Consider the following 20061-nt stretch of genomic DNA (forward strand, 5'->3'; position numbering starts at 1 on the left):
GAACCTCCAAGTTGGCGAAATCATATCGCCCTTAAGAGGTGTCCGGAATTATTAGGCCAGTTCAGCTTGCCCGCGAAGAGGCCGGCACATCCAACAGAGATACTGGCTGACCCACCGCTATCGCGAGCAAGCTCGCTCCCACAGTTTTGACTTTCAGTGAGCGCCAATCCTGCGGCTAGTCACAATCCCTGTGGGAGCGGGCTTGCCCGCGAAGAGGCCGGTACATCCAACAGCGATACTGGCTGACCCACCGCTATCGCGAGCAAGCTCGCTCCCACAGTTTTGATCTTCAGTGAACGCCAATCCTGCGGTTGGCCACCATCCCTGTGGGCGCGGGCTTGCCCGCGAAGAGGCCGGCACATCCAACAGAGATGTTGGCTGACCCACCGCTATCGCGAGCAAGCTCGCTCCCACAGTTTTGATCTTCAGTGAACGCTAATCCAACGACCGACCACCATCCCTGTGGGAGCGGGCTTGCCCGCGAAGAGGCCGGCACATCCAACAGAGATACTGGCTGACCCACCGCTATCGCGAGCAAGTTCGCTCCCACAGTTTGACCTGATTACTTCAAGTACCACCCCCAAGGCTGGTCGCTGACGTACTCGGTCACCTGTTTGACCTCCAGGTAATTGTGTAACCCCCATTGGCCCAGTTCGCGGCCGATGCCGCTGTGTTTTATGCCGCCCCAGGGGGCTTCGACGAAGGTCGGTTGCGAGCAGTTGACCCAGACGATCCCTGCACGCAACTGGTTGGCGACCCGGGCGGTGCGCTGCAAGTCCGTGCTCATCACGGCGGCGGCCAGGCCGAAGCGACTGGCGTTGGCCATTTGCAGCGCTTGCTCTTCGGTCTTGAAGCGCTTGATGCACAGCACCGGGCCGAACACTTCTTCGCGCCACAAAATGCTGCTGTGGCCAGGCTCGTCGAAAATCGCTGGCTCGACGAAGTAACCTTCGCGCAAGTGCGCCGGTCGCCGTCCGCCCGTGAGCAAACGGGCGCCACTGGCCAGGCCCTGGTCGATGAAGCCGAGCACCTTGTCGTACTGGCCCTGGCTGACCAGCGGACCGAGCAGCACGCCGGGCTGCATGCCTGGGCCAATGCTGATCTTGCGGGTTTCCTCCACCAGCCGTTCGATCAGGCGCGTAGCGATGGTTTCCTGCACCAGCAGACGAGACGTGGCGCTGCACACCTGGCCCTGGTTCCAGAAAATCCCGAACAAAATCCACTCCACGGCGGCTTCGACATCGGCGTCGTCGAACACGATGAACGCAGACTTGCCCCCCAGTTCCAGGCTGATGTTCTTGATGTCGCGGGCCGCCGCCGACATGATTTTCGCGCCGGTGGGCACGCTGCCGGTGAAGGCCAGTTTGTCCACCCCCGGATGCTCGGTGAGCGGGCTGCCGGCATCGGCGCCGAGGCCGGTGACCAGGTTCAACACCCCGGCGGGCAAACCGATACGATCGGCGGCAGCGGCCAGTTCCAGGGCGGTCAGCGGCGTCAGTTCAGACGGCTTCAACACCACAGTGGCCCCGGCAGCCAAAGCCGGCGCAACCTTCCACGCGGCCATCAGCAGCGGGTAGTTCCAGGGAATGATCTGCCCGGCCACGCCAATCGGTTCGTGGCGGATGCGACAGCGAAAGCGCGCGTCCGGCAAGTCCAGCGGCTGATCCTGTTGCTGATCCAGTTCGCGGGCCAACCCGGCGTAATAACGGAAGCAACCAATAGCATCGCCAATGTCCCACTGCGCTTCGGGCAAGGGTTTGCCGTTGTCGCGCACTTCCAGTTCCGCCAGCGCCTGCTGGCCACTTTCCAGTTCATCGGCCAGCGCCTCCAGCCATTGCCCGCGCTCGGCGCCGCTGGTCTGGCCCCAGCCATTGTCGAAGGCACGCCGGGCCGCACGCACGGCATGATCGACGTCTTCTTCGGTGCCCGCCGCCACGCGGTGGAAGGCCTGTTCGGTAGCCGGATCAATCACGTCCAGATAGCCGCCCAGGTCCGGGCTGACCCATTCGCCGTTGATATAGAGCTGATCACGCATGGTGCGACTCCTGGACGCCGGTGCGGCGGTTTTGCAGATGGCGGGAAGTGAACAGCAGGGCCAGCGACACGCAGATGATTACCGTGGAAATTGCGTTGATCTCCGGCGTCACGCCACGGCGGATGGAGGAAAAGATGTAGATCGGCAACGTCGTTTCGGAACCGGCAACGAAGAACGCGATGATGAAATCGTCGAAGCTGAAGGTGAACGCCAACAGGAACCCGGCCATGATCGCGGGGCTGATCTGCGGCAGGGTCACCCGCCAGAAGGTGTCCATCGGTGGCGCGTACAGGTCCGCGGAGGCTTCCAGCAAAGCCTTGTCCAGGGAATCGACGCGGCTGCGCACGATCACCATCACCAGTGCCATGGTGAAAAGCGAATGCGCGGCGATCACGGTGAAGAACCCCATGTTCAACTTCGGCACCGTTGGCAACCAGCTCGCCAGCAACGGGTTGATCAGGTCGAACAGGCTGATGAAGGCAATCAGCGTCGAGATGCCGATGACGATGCCCGGCACGATGATCGCGCAATAGGTCAGGGCATCGAACAGCATCCGCACCTTGGCGCCGCAGCGCTGCAAGCCGAACACCGCCAGGGTGCCGAACAGCGTGGCGATCACCGCCGAACTGAAGGCGATCAGTGCGCTGTTGCCCAGGGCTTCCATGATGAACGGGTTGCCGAACGCGGTGCCGAACCATTGCACCGAGCAGCACTGGAACGCCAGGCCACTGCGCCCGGCGTTGAAGCTGAACAGCACGATCAAGGCAATCGGCGCGTAGAGAAACAGGTACAGCGAGGTTGAATAGCTGCGCAGCCACATGTCACAGGCCTCCGTCGGCAGGGCGGCCGCCGTAGCGCGCCACCAGTTTCAGATACACGCCGATGATCAGCAGCATCATCGCCACCAACGTCATGGCCAGCGCACTGCCGAACGGCCAGTTGCGCGATTGCAGGAACAGGTCGACCAGCGCGTTGCCGACAAAGAACACCTTGCCGCCGCCGAGAATGGCCGGGATCAGGAACTCGCCCATCAGCAGGATGAACACCAGCATCACCCCAGTGATGATCCCCGGCGCGGACAGCGGCAGGGTGATCCGGCGGAAACTTTCGAAGGCGCTGGCACCGAGGTCCGCCGAGGCTTCGAGCAGGCGCTTGTCGAGTTTTTCCAGGCTGACGTAGATCGGGAACACCATCAGCGGCAGGTAGCCGTAGACGATGCCGATCAGCACCGCCCACGGCGTGTTGATCAGCCGTACATCCTCAAGACCCAGGCTGGCCAGCAGCGCCGGGATGCCCTTGCCGCTGAGGATGAAAATCCACGCGTAGGTGCGGATCAGGAAACTGGTCCAGAACGGCACGATCACCAGGGTCAGCAACAGCGAGCGGTTCCTTGTGACCTTGACCGCAAGGAAGTACGCCAATGGATAAGCCGCCACCAGGCACACCAGGGTGCCCAGCGGCGCCAACATCAGCGTGTTGCTGAACGCCGCGCCGCGAGAACCGAGGTTCAGGTAGTTGGCCAGTGTGAAGCCACCGGCGTAACCGCCCACGGCGCTGCGCTCGCCGAAACTGAAGACCAGGATGATCACCAGCGGCATCAACAACAGCAGCAGGAACCACAGAGTCGAAGGCAAGAGCATCAGCAGGGTAATGCGCCGGCCGAGGGTGCGCCGTTGGCGAACCTCGACCGACAGGGCATGGCCCGGCTGCACCGTTTGCGGGTGGGCGGCGGCATTCATGGGTGACTCCTCATTGGCCATGGTCAAGCGATCAGGCAGACTTGAATCGCGCCATCAGTTCGGCGCGCGCCGGGCTGGTCAGCGTGGCGGCAGCCCCGAACTCCAGCGGGCTCAGGGCCTCGGCGGCCGGGTACATGATCGGATCGTCGAGCATCGCCACAGGCAGCAGCGCGTCGACACGCTTGTCGCCGCTCGGGTAGCCGTGGCTCAGCACTTCCAGCTTGTTGTGCTGCGGATCGAGCAGGTAGTTGATGAACGCGTAGGCGGCATCCTTGTGCTCCGAGCTTTTGGGAATCGCGAAGAAGTCGCTCCACAACTCGCCACCTTCCTTGCCCAGTTCGAACTGCATTTGCGCGTTGTCGCGGTGCAGTTGCGAGGCGTCGCCGGTCCACGACATCGCCAGCCAGGCATCGCCGCTGCGCATCGACGGCTGGATGTCGGAGTTGATCGCGAACAGGTGTGGCTTGACCTCGATCAGCAGCTTTTCGGCATCGGCCAGTTCTTTCGGGTCCAGGGAGTTGAAGCTGTAGCCAAAGCTTTTCAGCGCGTTGCCGATGGCGGTCAACTGGTAGTCGTGGACAATTGTCCGGCCACTGGCCGGGCCTTGGGCGGCGGCCCAGAATTCCTTCCAGCTGGCTGGGCCGTTTTTCAGTTTGCCGGCGTCGTAGAGCATGCCGGTGGTGCCCCAGTTTTTCGGTACCGCGTAGACCTTGCCGTCCACCGTGCCCTGGGCCATGAACTTTTGCTGGAACGCCGAGGCGTCGAAGTTGGGGATGCGCGACAGGTCCAGCGGCTCGATCAGGCCCAGGCCGACGTAGGTGCTGATGGTGTAGTTGGTCGGCACCAGCACGTCCCAGCCACTGCCGCCGGCCTGTAATTTGGCGAGCATTTCCTCGTTGGAACCGAACACGCTCATCGACACCCGGGCGCCTGTGGTCTTGCCGAAGGCGTCGAGGTTTTCCTGGCTGTGGTAGTTCGGCCAGGTCGCCAGCGACAGGCGATCACCGAGCCTGGTTTGCTCGGCGGCTTCTGCGGTGGAGGTCAGCAGGCCGGGCATGTTGGTCGCGACCACAGCGGCGGCGATCCCAAGGCCCGTGCGGCCAAGGAACTCACGGCGGCTGATCGAGCCGTTCTGCCAGCTGCGCAGGGTTTTTATAAAAGTCTTCTGGTCCATAGCACGCTCCACATCCGGTTGATGAAACGAATCGATGATTTACAACGCCATGGCCAGGCCATTGGCGTGATCCCAGCCGACGCGCACTGCCGCGCCGTGTTCGAATGCATTGGCGCCGTGATCCTGCTGGCGCGGAACCCGTACGCAAACCACGCCAAAGGCCTGGGTGCGCACGCGGTACTCGGTGGAATTGCCCAGATAAATGCGATCTTCAACGCAGCCCGGCAGCTTCACTTCCCGGGTCATCTCGGCGTTGGCCCCGGCGATGCTGATCAGCTCAGGCCGCACCGCAATGCAACCGGCGGCGTTGGCGCTCAGGGCTTTGCCGGTGGGGGTGAGGGGGCTGGTCAGTTCCAGCCCTTGCTCGGTGCGCAGCACCACGGAGTTGCCATTGAGCTGGCGCACGGTGCCGTCGAACAGATTGGACTCACCGATAAAATCCGCCACGTAGCGGCTGGCCGGGGCTTCATAGAGTTGTTCCGGAGTGGCGGTCTGGATGATCGAACCGTTGTGCATCACGCTGATGCTGTCACTCATCGACAGGGCTTCTTCCTGGTCGTGGGTGACCAGCACGAAGGTGATGCCGACCTCGCGTTGCAAGCGCAGCAATTCCGATTGCATCTCCTTGCGCAGCTTGCGGTCCAGCGCGGCCAGTGGCTCGTCGAGCAGCAACACCGTCGGCTTGTTGACCAAGGCGCGGGCGAGGGCGACACGCTGCTGCTGGCCGCCGGAAAGCTCGCTCGGCTTGCGCTGGCCGAAGCCGCTAAGGCGCACCATTTCCAGTGCTTCATCGGCCATGCGCAGTTGCTGTTTTTTGTCAGGGCGCGGGGTGCGATAGCGCAGGCCATAGGCAATGTTCTGCGCCACGGTCAGGTGCGGGAACAGCGCGTAATGCTGGAACACCATGTTCACCGGCCGCTCGAAGGCCGGCACGCCGGCAACGCTCTTGCCGGCCAAGCGGACCTCGCCGCTGGTGGGCTGTTCGAAGCCGGCGATCATGCGCAGGGTGGTGGTCTTGCCGCAGCCCGAGCCGCCGAGGAAGGAATGAAACGAGCCACGGCGCACCGCGAAATTCAGACCGCCGACGGCCTGCACCTCGCCATAGCGTTTGACCACATTGCAGAATTCGATATCGCTTGGCGGGGTGTTGTTCACGAGACGGGCTCCCTTGCAGTGATGAATCAGTGCGTCGGGGGCCAAACTAGCAATCGGGGTTTTGCGGTGTATATATCCCTTGGGGGATAGAAGCGGATTGTCGTAGGAGCGAGCTTGCTCGCGATGGACCCAAGAGCACTGCGTTCAGCCAGTCATCACGCGTATTCGTTAACGACCATCGCGAGCAGGCTCGCTCCTACAGGGATTTGAGGTGAATACAAATTTTGTTTACACCGCCGACCATTGTGGGAGCGAGCTTGCTCGCGATGGCGGTGTGTCAGACACTTGGATGTTGAATGTAAGGCCGCAATCGCGAGCGAGCTCGCTCCCACAGGGGGGGCTGCTAGCCGACAGGGATCAGGCTTGCAGCTTCAGGCCAGGGGCCTGCAACGGATCCTCCGTCAGCTCCCGAATAAACAACCCCAGCAACTCCGACTGGCTGCCAATGCCCAGCTTGGCGTAGATGTTCTTGCGGTGAATCTTCACCGTGCCGGGGCTGATGTTCAGTTGTTCGGCCACCGAGGCGCTGGAGTGGCCGCGCAGCAACAGTTGAACGATTTCCTGCTCGCGTCCGGTGAGGATGTGCGCACCGAAGTGGTCGAAGGCTTCGCGGATCTTGAAGTCCAGGTCCTGCGCCGGTCGCGGTTCCTGAGCCTGACGCAAGCGCCAGGCCTCATTGATGACTTGCTCGACCACCGCTTGCGCGCACTCGACCAGTTGCATTTCGTCCCGGCTGAATGCACAGCTGGCGCTGGAGCGCATCAGCGACAACACCGCCATGGCGCCACCGCCGAGGTCGACGAAGAACGCCACTTCCTCGGCCAGTCCGGTTTGCTGGTAATAGGTCAGGAAGTATTCGCCGAGGTAGAAGTGGTCGGGGGCGAACTGGCGCAGACGCCACAGCCCCGGCGCCTGCCCACGGGTACAAGCCAGGTAGAACGGATCGAGCAGGTAAGGCCCGCACTGATAGTCGTCGACATACACCGCCCGCTTGTCCGCAGAGAACGTATCGAACAACGCCAGTGGCCGGTGATTGCCTTCGTAGACAAACAACACGAAATGATCGACCGGGCAGATTTGCCGAAGCCAATGGCTCAACCCCGACAGCCGCCCATGCCCGGCAGGCAGGTCGAGCAGGTGGGCGACACCGGTGGTCCAGAGTTTCAGTTCCTTGGGGCGCATGGCGGCTACAGGCAGAAGAGGATGGCCTTTGGATGCACAAAGTACGCCATGGCGGTATTGCCCGTGTGAAGCGCGGCGGTTGGCGGTGCGTCGTGGCGAAGACGCACCGCAACAGGGCTTGGTGTTACCGAGTGCTACAGGGCAGGTATCAAAAATGATCGGCTGAATCCTTTAGCGAGCACTCCGGGTCGAAGGCAACAGGATCGTCAGAATTCCCAGTAACGGCAGGAACGAACACAGCGTGTACACGTACTCGATGCCATGGATATCCGCCAGGTGCCCCAGCAGCGCGGCACCGATTCCGCCGAAACCGAACATCAGGCCGAAGAACACCCCGGCGATCATGCCGACGTTGCCGGGCACCAGTTCCTGGGCGAAGACCACGATGGCCGAGAACGCCGAGGCGAGGATGAAGCCGATGATCATGCTCAGCACACCCGTCCAGAACAGGTCGACGTAGGGCAGGGCGAGGGTGAAGGGCGCAGCGCCGAGGATGGAAAACCAGATCACCTGCTTGCGGCCGATCCGGTCGCCGATCGGGCCACCAAAGAACGTGCCCGCCGCGACGGCGCCAAGAAACAGGAACAGGTACAGCTGCGAACTGGCCACCGACAGGTCGAACTTCTCGATCAGGTAGAAGGTGAAGTAACTGGTGAAGCTGGCCATGTAGAAGTATTTGGAGAACACCAGCAGCGCCAGCACCACCAGGGCGAATGTCACCCGCCGTTTCGACAGGCCGTGGGTGGCCTTGCTGCCTTGCTTGAGCTTGAACAGGTTCAGGTGATTGCGGTACCAGCGGCTCAGGCCGTATTGCACGAGGATGGCAAACACCGCGAACAGGCCGAACCAGGCGACGTTGCCCTGGCCGTACGGAATGATGATCGCGGCGGCCAGCAATGGGCCGAAGGCGCTACCGGCGTTGCCACCGACCTGGAAGGTCGACTGCGCCAGGCCGTAGCGACCGCCCGAAGCCAGGCGCGCCACCCGCGAGGTCTCCGGGTGAAAGGTCGACGAACCTACGCCCACCAGCGCCGAGGCCACGAGAATGGCCGGGAAGCTGCCGACCATCGACAGCATCAGAATACCGATCAGGGTGCAGACCATGCCGGCCGGCAACAGCCACGGTTTGGGATGACGGTCGGTGTAGAAACCGATCCACGGTTGCAGCAGCGAGGCGGTGAGCTGGAAGGTCAGGGTGATCAGGCCGACCTGGGTGAAACTCAGGCCATAACTGGCCTTGAGCATCGGGTAGATCGACGGCAGCACGGCTTGGATCAGGTCGTTGATCAGGTGCGCCAGCGCACAGGCGCCGATGACGCGCATGACCAGGGGGCTGGCCTGGCTAGCCACCGAAGCGGTGGGTGAGGGAGAGCTCAGGGTAGTGGTCGACATGGGCGAGTTTCCGGATAAAAACGCTAACTGCGAACGCAAGGCGCAGCCAATTTCAGGGTTCGGCGTTATCCTAGGGGCCTCAACGGCGCCCGTCTCGCGCAACTAGGGCATGGACCATCGCAAAAAGGGCGTCATGATCAAACCATTGCAGACATTTCTCGCGGAGATCGACCAGGGTGGCTGGAGCGTACGCAGCAGTGCGACCGACTACCCGGAAAACTGGTTCATCCCGCCGCACTCCCATGAAAAGCATCAACTGATCTATGCCATCGAAGGCGTGATGGTGGTGCACGCGGCCACCAGCCAATGGACGGTGCCGCCGAGCCGTGGCATCTGGATGCCGAGCGGTGAAGTGCATTCGATTCGCTGTGTGGGGGCGATCAAGATGCGCAGTGTTTTCGTGCACCCTGACGCGAGCCCGGATCTGCCTGCCGAAACCCGGGCGGTGAGTGTTTCCGCATTGCTGAGTGAGTTGATCAAGGTCTCGGTCGATTTCGATTTCGCCTGCAATCCGGACTCGCGGGAAGCCCGGGTGCTGCGGCTGATCCTGGATGAGCTGACGATCCTGCCGACCTTGCCATTGAACCTGCCGCAGCCCGCCGACCAACGTATCAACCTGATTTGTAGTGCGTTGCAGCGTGACCCTGGGGATGGCTCGACGTTGTCGGACTGGAGTGCCCGGTTGAGCCTCGACGCCAAAACCATCCAGCGCAGGTTTCGCAAGGAAACCGGCATGACTTTCGGCCAATGGCGCCAGCAAGCGCGACTGCTGTTGGCGCTGGAACGGATAGCCGTCGGGGAGAAGATCATCGACATCGCCGGGGAGCTGGGATACGACAGCCCAAGCGCATTCACGACCATGTTCAAGAAGCAGTTCGGCAAGACGCCGAGCGATTTTTTCAAGTGATGGAAAGGGTGTTCTCTCGCACAAGAGAACACCCTCGGGTCACCGGCACCGCGTCAAACAAAAAGCCGCAACAGTATCGTCGCCAGAATCACCGTCGAGGCACCGCCAATGCGCGTGGAGATCTGCGCGAACGGCATCAGCGACATGCGGTTGGAAGCCGAGAGGATCGCCACGTCTCCGGTGCCGCCCAGGCCGCTGTGACAGCAGGTCACGATGGCCGATTCGATGGGGTACATCTTCATCAGGTTGCCGATGAAGAAGCCGGCTACGGTCATCGACACCACCACCGAGACGCATACCAGCACGTAGCCGACCGAGAACACTTTCACCACACTGTCCAGCGGCACGTAGAGCATGCCCAGGCCGATCATCACCGGCCAGATGAACGCCGATGACACCAGTTTGTAAAAGCTGTTGGCGCCTTTCTCGAGTTTTTCCGGCAGCACCCGAAGGTACTTAAACAGCACCGCCGCGAGGATCATCATCACCGGGCCGGGAATGCCCACGACTTTTTCCAGCAGGCCGCCGAGGACGAAGAACGCGCAGATTACCAGCACCCCTGCACCCATGACGCGGAAGTCGACAATAGTGCCTGTATCTTCCTTGACCAGGAATTGGTCATTCTCGTCCTTGGCGCGAATCAGCGAGCCTTCGCCATTGATGGTCGGGCGCTTGAGGGCCAGGCGCGCCAGGTAACCGGCACAGATGATCGCCACGATGTTGCCGACCACGGCGGCGGGCGCCAGTTGAGCCACGTAGATATCCGGCGTGCCGCCGAGGATTGCCGAGTAGGCCAGCGACAGGGGCAGTATCCCTTCGCCGATCCCGCCGCCAATGATCGGCACGATGATGAAAAAGAACGTGTGGTGGAAGCTGTAGCCGACCAACTTGCCAACGATCAACCCGCTGGCAACGGCGGTCAGGGTGCCGACGAGCAAGGGAATGAACATCCGCAGCATGCCCTGGACCAGAATGAAACGGCTCATGCCCAGAATGCTGCCGACCACCAGGCTGGCGATCACGAAGTAAAGGAAGTTGGCTTCTTTCATCAGCATTTTGGTGGCGTCGATCGTCGCCGGTCCGAAGAAGCCGTAGAACACCAGGATCGATGGCAGCATCAGGCACAGGATGGCACCGCCGCCGATTTCCTTGAGGATCGGCAGGCGCGAGCCCATTTGACCGAAAAACACGCCCATGGTCATGATGACTGCGAGCCCGCCGATCATGTTCTTGGGCAGGAAGCCCAGATGGGCCGAGAGATAAACGATGACCGCGATGCCGAGAAAGATCGGCAGCGGGATGACGCCGATTTCGTAGGCGCACAGGCTGCGCAGGCGTTGCACAAACCCGCCGTCGGAGGCGGTTTCGATTTTCAGGGATTGCTCATAGGGCTTGTTCATGTCGCGCTTTCCTCATGTTGTTTTTATCGAGGATTCAGAAACCACGGTTGGCCGGGGATGGATTGCCACTCGGTAGATCGATGGTATCCTTCGCTAATAGCGCAATAAACAGCGAAAGTATGAGGCGTATGAACACGAATCGTGATCAATTTCCCTTGCCTGAAGACCTCAAGGTGTTCCTCACCGTCGTTCGAAAAAACGGCTTCGCCAGCGCCGCCGAGGAGCTGGGGTATTCACCGGCCTACATCAGCAAACGCATCTCCGTGCTGGAAACCACGCTCTCGACTCGGCTGCTGCACCGCACCACACGGCGCATCGCGCTGACTGACGACGGCGAGCGGGTGCGGGTGTGGGCGGAGAAGTTGCTCGGTGACTTCGATGACTTCGTCGGCGAAATATCACAGGCGCGGCAACAGCCGATGGGTTCGCTGCACATCTGCAGCAGCTTCGGTTTCGGGCGCAACCATGTGGCACCGGCGATCTGCGAGCTGTCGCAAACCTATCCCAGGCTTGAATTGCGCCTGGACGTGTTTGATCGCGTGGTCGACATCGTCGGCGAGGGCTTCGATCTGGAAATCCGCGTGGGTGATGACCTGCCGGGCCAGCACCTGGGACGCAAACTGGTGAGCAACCGGCGGGTGCTGTGTGCGACGCCCGAATACCTGGAGCGCAGGGGTGTGCCGCAATCGCTGGCGGACTTGAAAGACCACGATTGCCTGGTGCTCAAGGAACGCAACAACGCGTTCGGCGTGTGGAGCCTGACGAAGGACGGGCAGGAAGAATCGGTACGCGTCAGCGGGCCGTTATCGTCCAACAACGGTGAGATCGTGTTGCAGTGGGCCCTGAGTGGCGGCGGGATCCTGTTGCGCTCGATGTGGGATGTGAAGCCGATGCTGGAGCAGGGGCGACTGGTGCAGGTGCTGCACGATTACACCCAGAGCGCCAACGTCTGGGCGGTGTACCCGACGCGGTTGAGCCAGTCGGCCAAGCTGCGGGTTTGCGTCGAGTTTCTCGAGGAATACTTTCGTCATCTTTCAGTTGAATGAACCACCGGCATCTCTGTAGGAGCGAGCTCGCTCGCGATGGTCGTTAACGATAACGCGTGTTTACTGGTTAAACGCGGTGCCGTTGAGTCCATCGCGAGCGAGCTCGCTCCTACAGAGCATTAGATCCGCCGCCGGGGTTTTGCATCAGCCCAACCAGGGATTTTCCGCCAGATGCCGGGCCTCGAAGCTGCGAATCTGTTCGGCGCGTTGCAACGTGGTGCCAATGGCATCCAGCCCCAGCAGCAATGATTGCTTGCGCAGTTCATCGATCCCGAACGGGATCACGTTGCCGTCTGCCAGTTCGATGGTTTGTTCCGGCAGATTGACGCTGATTCGAGCCGTTGCCGGGTTGCTGGTCAACGCGGCAATCTGATTGAGTTGAACCTCGGTCAGCTGGATCGCCAACACGCCATTGCGTTGGCAATTGTCGTAGAAAATACCGGCGAAGCTGGTGCCGATCAGGGCGCGTATGCCGACCTGTTTCAGCCCCCAGACCGCATGTTCGCGGCTCGAACCACAGCCGAAATTGGGACCCACCACCAGGAACGCAGCGTCGTTCCAGGCCGGCTGGTTGAGGATGAACCCGGGATTGGGTTCGCCGGACTCAAGGAACCTCAAGTCAAAGAACAGCCCCTTGTCCAGCCCCTTGCGATCAATCCCTTTGAGGAACTGCTTGGGCATGATCACGTCGGTGTCGATGTTGGAGGCCAGGAGCGGGGCGGCGCTGCCGCTGACGAAATCGAAAGGTTGCATGGTTCAAGCCTCCAGCGCGAAGGTGCGCACGTCGGTCAGGTGCCCGGTAATCGCTGCGGCGGCGACCATGGCCGGGCTCATCAAATGGGTGCGCGCACCGGCGCCTTGGCGGCCTTCGAAGTTGCGGTTGGTGCTTGAGGCGCAGCGATCACCGGGGGCGAGCACGTCGTCATTCATGGCCAGGCACATCGAGCAACCCGACTGGCGCCATTCAAACCCGGCGTCGAGGAAGATCTGCGCCAGTCCTTCGTCTTCGGCCTGATCACGTACCAGTGTCGAACCGGGCACGATCATCGCCCGCACGTGCGACGCCACCCGTTTGCCGCGCACGACGCGGGCGACGTCGCGCAGGTCTTCGATGCGCGCGTTGGTGCATGAGCCGATGAAGGCGTGGCTGATCACCACGTCGCTGAGCGGCATGCCCGGTGCCAGGCCCATGTAGTTCAGGGCGCGTTGCATGCCCTGACGCAGGATCAAGTCAGGTTGCGCGGCCGGGTCCGGCACATGCCCGCCCACCGATGCGGCCTGATCGGGGCTGGTGCCCCAGGTGACCATGGGTTCGAGCGCCGCGACATCCAGGGTGACTTCGCGATCGAACACCGCACCTTCGTCGCTGTGCAGGCCGCGCCATTTTGCGACGGCCTGTTCCCACAGTTGGCCTTGGGGGGCACGGGGTTTGTGTTGCAGATAAGCAAAGACCTTGTCATCCGGGGCCATGAACGCGCCTCGGGCGCCCGCTTCGACGGCCATGTTGCAGATGGTCATGCGCGCTTCGACGCTGAGGTCGCTGATCGCCGGGCCGGCGAACTCGATGGCATAGCCGGTGGCACCGGAAGCGCCGATTTTTTCGATCAGGGCCATGATGATGTCCTTGGACGTCACGCCCGTACCGAGTACACCGTTAACCGTCACGCGCATTGTCTTCAGGCGCTTGTAGACCAAGGTTTGCGAGGCCAGCAGGTGTTCGATTTCCGAAGTGCCAATGCCGAAACCGAAGGCACCGAGGGCACCGTAGGTAGTGGTGTGGCTGTCGCCGGCGGCAACGACCATGCCGGGCAGGATAAAGCCTTGTTCGGGGGCCACGACGTGCTCGATGCCCTGGCGCTTGTCCAGCACGTCGAACAGTTCGATACCGAAGTCGCGGCAGTTTTCTTCGAAGTAAGACACCTGACGAGCGCCGCCAGCGTCCGGCATGGCGGCAGTGCGTGTCGGTGCCGTGGGATTGACGTGGTCGACGACCGCCAGGGTCGCGCCCGGGCGCCAGGCTTTGCGACCGGCTTCGCGCATGCCACTGAAGGCTTGCGGGCTGGTGTATTCGTTGGCGACCTGGCGGTCGATGTACAAAAGCACGTGGCCCTGATCGTCGAGGGCGCATACGGTGTGGCTGTCGATGTGTTTTTGGTAGAGCGTTCTGGGGCTGTGCATGGAGTGGGCTCTTGTTGTCATGCGAGATCACGGAAACGTACCCACAGCATATTCGTCGCCATTCCTGCATCAAGCGCCATTAAGTGAAGGCATTGAACACGATCTGTGAATTACCGGGCGCTGCTCAACGTAAAGAAACTACCTAGAACACTGCGGCAAATGCCGTTACCGATGGGGTTCGTCTCAATATCCCGCCTGCGAGGGCTGCCCTAGGCTGTGTGCTTTTGGCAAACCGGTGGGCGGAGTTGTTATGCGTTTGTTTGAACTGATCACTTTTACCGTGCGAGTGCGCACGATGGTCGATGCGCTGGTACGCATCGAGGCTGAGTTGGCGAAGCCGGAAGTCGGCGGGGTGTTAATGGGCTGCTGGGCCTCGGAGATCGGCCAGTTGAACCAGATCGCCGTGCTGCGTGGCTACGCCGACGAACACCTGAGGCAAGCCGAGCGCGAGCGTTTCCTGCAGGGGGGCGGGGCGTTTGGCATCAACGAGTTCATCACCGATCTGCGCATCGAAAACTACACGCTGTTTCCCTTCCTCGAACCCTTGAGCGCAGGCCAGCACGGTCCGTTCTATGAACTGCGCGTCTACGACCTGGTCAGCAGCGGATTGCAACCCACCCTCGACGGCTGGAGCAAAGCCATCGAAGCGCGAACCGCCGAACAGTATTCGCCGGTGTACGCAGCGTTCTACGCCACCGACGGCGCGCTGCCGCGCTATCTGCACATCTGGCCGTGGACCACTTTGGAACAGCGCCTGCAAGTACGCACCCAAGCGGTTGCCGACGGCGTCTGGCCGCCGGAAAACTCCGGCCCGCAACTGCGTGACATGCGCTCGACGATCTACCTGCCCGCGAAGTTCTCGCCCTTGCAATGACCCGGGCTCGGCGCGACCGGGGTCCTCAGAAACGATCCAGCCTGTACGGCGCAGTCGCTGGCAGGCTGTGGGGCTGGGTGCCAGTCAAGGGCGAGGCCATTTGCGCGATCATTTCCGCCGTGACCGCCGCCTGGGTCAACCCCAGATGCTGATGACCGAAGGCGAGCAGGACCCTGCCGTCGCACACCCGGTCGATGATCGGCAGGGAGTCGGGCAAGGACGGCCGGAAACCCATCCACGGCGTGGCGGCTTCAGCACTCAGGTCGCGTTTGAACAGGCCTTTGCTCAGGCGGTGCAACTGCCAGGCGCGTTCCATGGTCGGTGGGCAGTCGAGACCGGCGAACTCGACGGTGCCGGCCAGGCGCAGCCCGTCAGTCATCGGCGTCATGATGAACTTGCGTTCCAGTGAAGTGACGGCAAACGGCAAGCGTTCGTGCTCGTGGGGCAGCATCAGGTGATAGCCGCGCTCGGTGTCCAGCGGCACCTTCTTGCCGGTCAATGCAGCGGTGAGCTTGGCGGAATGGGCGCCACAGGCAACCAGCACGTGTCGACTGCTGACGCGTCCTTGATCGGTGATCAACGACACGCCGCTTTCATTCAATTGCCCACCCTCGACCCGCTGCTTGAGGAACTGCACGCCGCTGCTTTTGGCCGCGTGCACCAGTTCGCCGACCACCTGGAAGGGATCGAGAAAATGCCCGGTGCGCGGGAAGAACAATCCGCCCCGGAGCTGCTCGCTGAGTTGCGGCGCCGCATCGCGTACCGCCTTGGCCCGCCAGAAATCCACCGGCACTTGCTGCTGGCGCATGCGCGCCTGTAGCGCTTCGATGGCCTGTTGCGAGTCGGCGCGCTCGAACACCAGCAACGAGCCGTCTTCCTTCAGCAACTGGGGACGTTCGATGGTCTCCAGCAACCGGTGCCAGGCCCCCAGGCTGCTTTCATTGAGCGCGCGGATGCCGGCCACGGTGCGCTGGAACGGCGCCGGTCGCAGGTTGAGCAACAGGCGTGCGAACCAGGGCAGGGCCCGGGGCATGTATTTCCAGTCCAGGCGCAGCGGGCCCATCGGGTCCATGAGCATGGCGGGCAGGCGTTTGAGGATCGATAGGTCGGCGATGGGGAACACCTGCTCGGTGGCCAGGTGCCCGGCATTGCCGAACGAGGCGCCACGACCGGGCTCCTGCTGATCGATGACCACCACCCGCCGGCCCTGGCGCGCCAGGCGCAGGGCGCAGGCGACGCCGATGATCCCGGCGCCGATCACGGCAACGTCCGACACTGTATTGGGGCTGTTGAAAAGGGAGTCGTTGGACATGGCCTAGGCTTCTCTCTGGCCGTCGAGCAGGCGACGCAACTGCAATGGGTTGCCGTGCTTGAGCGCGGCCGGCAACAAGGCGTCGGGGAAGTCCTGATAGCAGACCGGGCGCAGGAACCGCAGGATGGCGGCGGTGCCGACCGAGGTGGTGCGCGCATCGGACGTCGCCGGGAACGGGCCGCCATGGACCATGGCATCGCACACCTCGACCCCGGTCGGCCAGCCATTGACCAACAGGCGTCCGGCCTTGCGCTCCAGAGTCGGCAGCAATGCCTTGGCGCTCTCCACGTCGGCATCGTCCAGGTGCAGGGTGGCGGTCAACTGGCCTTCCAGGTTTTCGATGACCTGGCGGATTTGCTCGTCGTTGGCGCATTGCACGATCAGCGACGCGGCGCCGAACATTTCTGCCTGCAACGCCGGGTCGGCGAGAAACTCACTGGCCTGGGTGACGAACAGGTGGGCCTGGCACTGGTTCGGGGTTTCGCCCTTCAAGCCGACGGCCACTGTTTTCGCGTGGGCATGCTCGGCCAGCGCGCCGACGCCGGCCTCGTAGGCCTTGAAAATACCGGGGGTGAGCATGGTCTGCGCCGGGCTGCGCTGTAGCAGTTGCGCGGCCGACTGGATGAAGCGCTCTAGGTCCGGGCCCTGGCGGGCAATCACCAGACCCGGGTTGGTGCAGAACTGGCCGGCGCCTTGGGTGAGGGAGGCGACGAAGCCTTGCGCCAGGGCTTCGGCTCGCGATTGCAGGGCTGCCGGGAACAGCAAGACCGGGTTGATCGAGCTCATTTCCGCATACACCGGGATCGGCTCGGGACGCGCCTGGGCCGCGTTGCACAAGGCGATGCCACCGCTGCGCGAGCCGGTGAAACCCACGGCCTTGATGCGCGGATCGGTGACCAGGGCGATACCCACTTCGCGGCCGGAGCCGAACAACAGCGAAAACACGCCTTCGTGCAGCCCGCACAGTTTGACCGCACGGGCCAGGGCTCGGCCCACCAACTCGCTGGTGCCGGGGTGCGCGCCATGGGCCTTGACGATCACCGGGCAACCGGCGGCCAGCGCCGACGCGGTGTCACCGCCGGCGACGGAGAAGGCCAGGGGAAAGTTGCTGGCGCCGAACACCGCCACCGGGCCGAGCGGCACCTGACGCTGACGCAGGTCCGGGCGGGGCAGGGGCTGACGCTCCGGCAGCGCGCTGTCGACCCGTACATCCAGCCACTCACCGGCACGCACGGTGCGGGCAAAGGTTCGCAACTGCTGGCAAGTGCGGCCCCGTTCACCCTGGATACGCGGGCGTGGCAGGCCGGTCTCGGCCACGGCGCGGTCGATCAACTCATCGCCGAGGGCTTCGATTTCGCTGGCGATGGTTTCGAGGAATTCGGCGCGGGCCTCCAGGGACGTCGCGCGGTAGCTGTCCAGGGCACTCCACGCCAGGGCGCAGGCCTGTTCGACGTGTTCGCCGCTGCCACCGTGATAGGCCGGTTCAAGGGGGAGATCAGTGGCGGGATCGATGCCGCGGATCGCTTCGCGGTTGCCGGCGATGGCCTGCTGGCCGATCAACATGTTGCCTGTCAGAGTCATGGTCTTTCCTGAAACAAAGAGGGGGGGGGGCGTTGCGAAAAAAACGCCGTACCGCCGTGGGCGAAAATAAAGGCGGCGCACCTTGGCACGCCGCTGTACAGGCTGAATATCAGGCGAAGTTCTGCTCGGCCGACCACTGCTCGTACCACTGGCGGAACAGCGCGTACTGGTTCTCGGCATAACGACGCTGGGCATCGCTGAGCGCATCGGTCTCGTTGAAGTGCAGGGTGTATTCCTTGTCGCCATTGAGCACCATCAGGTGCTTGTAGTAGAGCACCAGGTCGCAACCCTCATCGAAGGACGACAGCACCGCCAGTGCCGATTCCAGTTCCCGCGCCTGACGACGCGCCTTGGCATCGCCCTTGGCCGCTTGTTTGCTCAAGGCCACCAGGCGCAACACTTCGCGCGGCAGCGCGTTGCCGATGCCGGTGATGGCGCCGGTGGCGTTGCAGTTGACGAAGCCATGGACCACCTGGGTGTCGACACCGACCATCAGGGTCACGTCATCGTCCTTGGAGGTGATGTGTTCGGCGGCGTAGCGCAGGTCGGCGGCACCGCCGAACTCCTTGAAGCCGATCAGGTTCGGGTACTCGCGGCGCAGTTCGAAGAACAGGTCGGCGCGGGTGGCGAAGCCGTAGTAAGGGCTGTTGTAGATCACCGCCGGCAGGCCTGGAGCAGCTTTGAGGATCGCGGCGAAGTGGGCTTTTTGCGCGGTGGCCGAAGCGCCGCGAGACAGCACGCGAGGGATGACCATCAAGCCATGGGCACCGACTTTGGCCGCGTGTGCCGCATGGGACACCGCTTCGCGGCTGTTGACGGCACCGGTGCCGACGATGGTCGGAACACCGGCGGCCACCAGGCGCGCCACGCCTTCCTGACGCTCGGCTTCGGTCAGCAGCGGCCAGTCGCCCATGGAACCGCAATACACCACCGCGCTCATGCCAATGTCGATCAGTTCGCGACCCTTGGCCACCAGCGCGTCGAAGTCCGGCTTGCGATCGGCGGTGCATGGGGTCATCAGTGCAGGGATGCAGCCAGTGAAAATGTTGTCGCTCATTGTGTTGTTACTCCTTGAGGCGTTCATTCAGATTTGGTCAGGGAAAAGGCGTGGGGCTCAAATGCCCCACGCAAAGGGATCCTGTTCGTCGATCAGCAAGGTGCTGTCGGCGGTCATGTAGGCGCGGCCGGTGATGAAAGGGATGATGTGTTCGCCTTCCCATTCGTAGCTGCCGACAAATTGGCTGGCGGTGATGCTGGCCTGGACCCAGCGTTCACCGGCGGCCAGCTTCCCGTCGGCCGCCAGGCACGCCAGTTTTGCGCTGGTACCGGTCCCGCAGGGCGAGCGGTCGTAGGCCTTGCCCGGGCACATGACAAAGTTGCGGCTGTCGGCGTGATCGTCGTCGGCAAACAGTTCGATGTGGTCGATCAGCGCGCCGTCTTCACCGTGGATGCCCTGGGCCTCGAGGGCCTTGAGCATTGCCCAGGTGTACTCGGTGAGGAACTCGACGTTGTCCATCTGCAAGGACTGGTCGTGGTCGGACACCAGGAAAAACCAGTTGCCGCCCCAGGCGATGTCGCCGTACACGCGGCCATGCCCCGGCACTTCGACCGGCACCTGTTGGCGGTAGCGGTAGGCGGGCACATTGCGCAGGGTGACGTTGCCGTCCTCATGCAGCGTGGCGCTGACGGGGCCGACCGGCGTATCGATCTTGTGCTCGCCGGGCTGGATATGCCCCAGGTAATGCAGCGAGTTGACCAGGCCGATGGTGCCGTGACCGCACATGCCGAGGTAGCCGGCGTTGTTGAAGAAGATCACACCGCAAGTGGCATCCGGCGACACCGGTTCGCAATACAGCGCCCCCACCAGCACATCGTTGCCACGGGGCTCCAGCAGGCAGGCGCGACGCCATTGGTCATGCTGCTCGCGCAGGGCATCGCGCTTCTCGGCCATGGTCCGGCCGGGCAACTGGGGCAGGCCCGACATCACCAGGCGAGTCGGTTCGCCGCCGGTGTGGGAATCAATGACATGTACTTTTTTCATAAACCTTTCCATTCAGAGGAACACGCAGGCTTTGCCGGCCTGAAT

At 62.6% G+C, this 20061-nt stretch carries 17 protein-coding genes; 3 read left to right on the forward strand and 14 right to left on the reverse strand.

Translation table 11 applies throughout. The features are described from left to right. Window positions 1-562 precede the first annotated feature (562 nt). The 7 genes from AC1Q6Y_RS26945 to AC1Q6Y_RS26975 all read right to left on the reverse strand — a co-directional run bounded on the left by AC1Q6Y_RS26945 (window position 563) and on the right by AC1Q6Y_RS26975 (window position 8677). The gene (locus AC1Q6Y_RS26945) at window positions 563-2035 is read right to left on the reverse strand and encodes an aldehyde dehydrogenase family protein (protein ID WP_492625524.1); all 1473 of its coding nucleotides are present in this window, start codon (window positions 2033-2035) and stop codon (window positions 563-565) included. Continuing rightward, window positions 2028-2855 (reverse strand): ABC transporter permease, encoded by an 828-nt coding sequence (locus tag AC1Q6Y_RS26950; RefSeq protein WP_057715265.1) that lies wholly within the window; start codon window positions 2853-2855, stop codon window positions 2028-2030. The genes AC1Q6Y_RS26945 and AC1Q6Y_RS26950 overlap by 8 nt, the downstream gene beginning before the upstream one ends. Window position 2856: 1 nt before the next feature. Beyond that, window positions 2857-3774 carry an ABC transporter permease gene (locus AC1Q6Y_RS26955; RefSeq protein WP_349736185.1) on the reverse strand — a complete coding sequence of 306 codons (918 nt, stop codon included), beginning with the start codon at window positions 3772-3774 and terminating at the stop codon, window positions 2857-2859. Between the two features lie 31 nt (window positions 3775-3805). Beyond that, entirely contained in the window at window positions 3806-4948 is a 1143-nt protein-coding gene (locus AC1Q6Y_RS26960) for an ABC transporter substrate-binding protein (protein WP_492588720.1), read from the reverse strand. Between the two features lie 39 nt (window positions 4949-4987). Then, window positions 4988-6103, reverse strand: a complete 1116-nt coding sequence (locus AC1Q6Y_RS26965; RefSeq protein ID WP_090454925.1) for an ABC transporter ATP-binding protein — start codon at window positions 6101-6103, stop codon at window positions 4988-4990. Window positions 6104-6460: 357 nt separating this feature from the next. Continuing rightward, the gene (locus tag AC1Q6Y_RS26970; RefSeq protein ID WP_150814504.1) at window positions 6461-7285 is read right to left on the reverse strand and encodes a response regulator transcription factor; all 825 of its coding nucleotides are present in this window, start codon (window positions 7283-7285) and stop codon (window positions 6461-6463) included. 171 nt (window positions 7286-7456) lie between these two features. Next, window positions 7457-8677 (reverse strand): MFS transporter, encoded by a 1221-nt coding sequence (locus tag AC1Q6Y_RS26975; RefSeq protein WP_056727878.1) that lies wholly within the window; start codon window positions 8675-8677, stop codon window positions 7457-7459. 133 nt (window positions 8678-8810) lie between these two features. Between AC1Q6Y_RS26975 and AC1Q6Y_RS26980 the strand changes: the two genes are divergently transcribed. Next, window positions 8811-9584, forward strand: a complete 774-nt coding sequence (locus tag AC1Q6Y_RS26980) for an AraC family transcriptional regulator (protein ID WP_057715259.1) — start codon at window positions 8811-8813, stop codon at window positions 9582-9584. A 53-nt stretch (window positions 9585-9637) separates the two neighbouring features. On the opposite strand, the gene AC1Q6Y_RS26985 is transcribed toward AC1Q6Y_RS26980, so the two are convergent. Next, window positions 9638-10984 carry a 2-hydroxycarboxylate transporter family protein gene (locus AC1Q6Y_RS26985; protein ID WP_492625525.1) on the reverse strand — a complete coding sequence of 449 codons (1347 nt, stop codon included), beginning with the start codon at window positions 10982-10984 and terminating at the stop codon, window positions 9638-9640. 128 nt (window positions 10985-11112) lie between these two features. On the opposite strand from AC1Q6Y_RS26985, the gene AC1Q6Y_RS26990 reads away from it, so the two are divergent. Continuing rightward, window positions 11113-12030 (forward strand): LysR substrate-binding domain-containing protein, encoded by a 918-nt coding sequence (locus AC1Q6Y_RS26990; protein ID WP_057715257.1) that lies wholly within the window; start codon window positions 11113-11115, stop codon window positions 12028-12030. Between the two features lie 144 nt (window positions 12031-12174). Here the strand turns inward: AC1Q6Y_RS26990 and leuD are convergent, their stop codons facing one another. Both leuD and leuC read right to left on the reverse strand, forming a co-directional pair. Further along, on the reverse strand, window positions 12175-12783 hold the full coding sequence (leuD, locus tag AC1Q6Y_RS26995; RefSeq protein ID WP_492625526.1) for a 3-isopropylmalate dehydratase small subunit: 609 nt from the start codon (window positions 12781-12783) through the stop codon (window positions 12175-12177). Between the two features lie 3 nt (window positions 12784-12786). Beyond that, window positions 12787-14208 carry a 3-isopropylmalate dehydratase large subunit gene (gene leuC / locus AC1Q6Y_RS27000; protein ID WP_492625527.1) on the reverse strand — a complete coding sequence of 474 codons (1422 nt, stop codon included), beginning with the start codon at window positions 14206-14208 and terminating at the stop codon, window positions 12787-12789. Between the two features lie 250 nt (window positions 14209-14458). Here leuC and AC1Q6Y_RS27005 point away from each other — a divergent pair, with 250 nt between their 5' ends. After that, complete coding sequence (locus AC1Q6Y_RS27005; RefSeq protein ID WP_492625528.1) at window positions 14459-15082, forward strand: NIPSNAP family protein; 624 nt, start codon at window positions 14459-14461, stop codon at window positions 15080-15082. A gap of 25 nt (window positions 15083-15107) precedes the next feature. On the opposite strand, the gene AC1Q6Y_RS27010 is transcribed toward AC1Q6Y_RS27005, so the two are convergent. The 4 genes from AC1Q6Y_RS27010 to AC1Q6Y_RS27025 form a co-directional block, all read right to left on the reverse strand. Then, a complete protein-coding gene (locus tag AC1Q6Y_RS27010; protein WP_492625529.1) occupies window positions 15108-16394 on the reverse strand; it encodes an NAD(P)/FAD-dependent oxidoreductase in 1287 nt (428 codons plus the stop codon). A gap of 3 nt (window positions 16395-16397) precedes the next feature. Next, a complete protein-coding gene (locus AC1Q6Y_RS27015) occupies window positions 16398-17975 on the reverse strand; it encodes an aldehyde dehydrogenase (NADP(+)) (RefSeq protein WP_492625530.1) in 1578 nt (525 codons plus the stop codon). 109 nt (window positions 17976-18084) lie between these two features. Continuing rightward, window positions 18085-19032: a dihydrodipicolinate synthase family protein gene (locus tag AC1Q6Y_RS27020; RefSeq protein WP_492625531.1), complete on the reverse strand. Its 948-nt coding sequence runs from the start codon at window positions 19030-19032 to the stop codon at window positions 18085-18087. Between the two features lie 57 nt (window positions 19033-19089). After that, complete coding sequence (locus AC1Q6Y_RS27025) at window positions 19090-20016, reverse strand: 4-hydroxyproline epimerase (RefSeq protein WP_492625532.1); 927 nt, start codon at window positions 20014-20016, stop codon at window positions 19090-19092. Window positions 20017-20061: the final 45 nt, after the last annotated feature.

It is taken from the genome of Pseudomonas sp. GW823-FHT06E10, from assembly GCF_058794995.1.

What these genes read in the sequence shown, in the direction of transcription:
- AC1Q6Y_RS27010 (WP_492625529.1), bottom strand. Translation starts at nt 16,394, where the DNA reads ATGTCCAACGACTCCCTTTTCAACAGCCCCAATACAGTGTCGGACGTT.
- AC1Q6Y_RS26945 (WP_492625524.1), bottom strand. Translation starts at nt 2,035, where the DNA reads ATGCGTGATCAGCTCTATATCAACGGCGAATGGGTCAGCCCGGACCTG.
- AC1Q6Y_RS27025 (WP_492625532.1), bottom strand. Translation starts at nt 20,016, where the DNA reads ATGAAAAAAGTACATGTCATTGATTCCCACACCGGCGGCGAACCGACT.
- leuC (WP_492625527.1), bottom strand. Translation starts at nt 14,208, where the DNA reads ATGCACAGCCCCAGAACGCTCTACCAAAAACACATCGACAGCCACACC.
- AC1Q6Y_RS27015 (WP_492625530.1), bottom strand. Translation starts at nt 17,975, where the DNA reads ATGACTCTGACAGGCAACATGTTGATCGGCCAGCAGGCCATCGCCGGC.
- AC1Q6Y_RS26955 (WP_349736185.1), bottom strand. Translation starts at nt 3,774, where the DNA reads ATGAATGCCGCCGCCCACCCGCAAACGGTGCAGCCGGGCCATGCCCTG.
- AC1Q6Y_RS26985 (WP_492625525.1), bottom strand. Translation starts at nt 10,984, where the DNA reads ATGAACAAGCCCTATGAGCAATCCCTGAAAATCGAAACCGCCTCCGAC.
- leuD (WP_492625526.1), bottom strand. Translation starts at nt 12,783, where the DNA reads ATGCAACCTTTCGATTTCGTCAGCGGCAGCGCCGCCCCGCTCCTGGCC.
- AC1Q6Y_RS27020 (WP_492625531.1), bottom strand. Translation starts at nt 19,032, where the DNA reads ATGAGCGACAACATTTTCACTGGCTGCATCCCTGCACTGATGACCCCA.
- AC1Q6Y_RS27005 (WP_492625528.1), top strand. Translation starts at nt 14,459, where the DNA reads ATGCGTTTGTTTGAACTGATCACTTTTACCGTGCGAGTGCGCACGATG.
- AC1Q6Y_RS26950 (WP_057715265.1), bottom strand. Translation starts at nt 2,855, where the DNA reads ATGTGGCTGCGCAGCTATTCAACCTCGCTGTACCTGTTTCTCTACGCG.
- AC1Q6Y_RS26980 (WP_057715259.1), top strand. Translation starts at nt 8,811, where the DNA reads ATGATCAAACCATTGCAGACATTTCTCGCGGAGATCGACCAGGGTGGC.
- AC1Q6Y_RS26970 (WP_150814504.1), bottom strand. Translation starts at nt 7,285, where the DNA reads ATGCGCCCCAAGGAACTGAAACTCTGGACCACCGGTGTCGCCCACCTG.
- AC1Q6Y_RS26975 (WP_056727878.1), bottom strand. Translation starts at nt 8,677, where the DNA reads ATGTCGACCACTACCCTGAGCTCTCCCTCACCCACCGCTTCGGTGGCT.
- AC1Q6Y_RS26960 (WP_492588720.1), bottom strand. Translation starts at nt 4,948, where the DNA reads ATGGACCAGAAGACTTTTATAAAAACCCTGCGCAGCTGGCAGAACGGC.
- AC1Q6Y_RS26990 (WP_057715257.1), top strand. Translation starts at nt 11,113, where the DNA reads ATGAACACGAATCGTGATCAATTTCCCTTGCCTGAAGACCTCAAGGTG.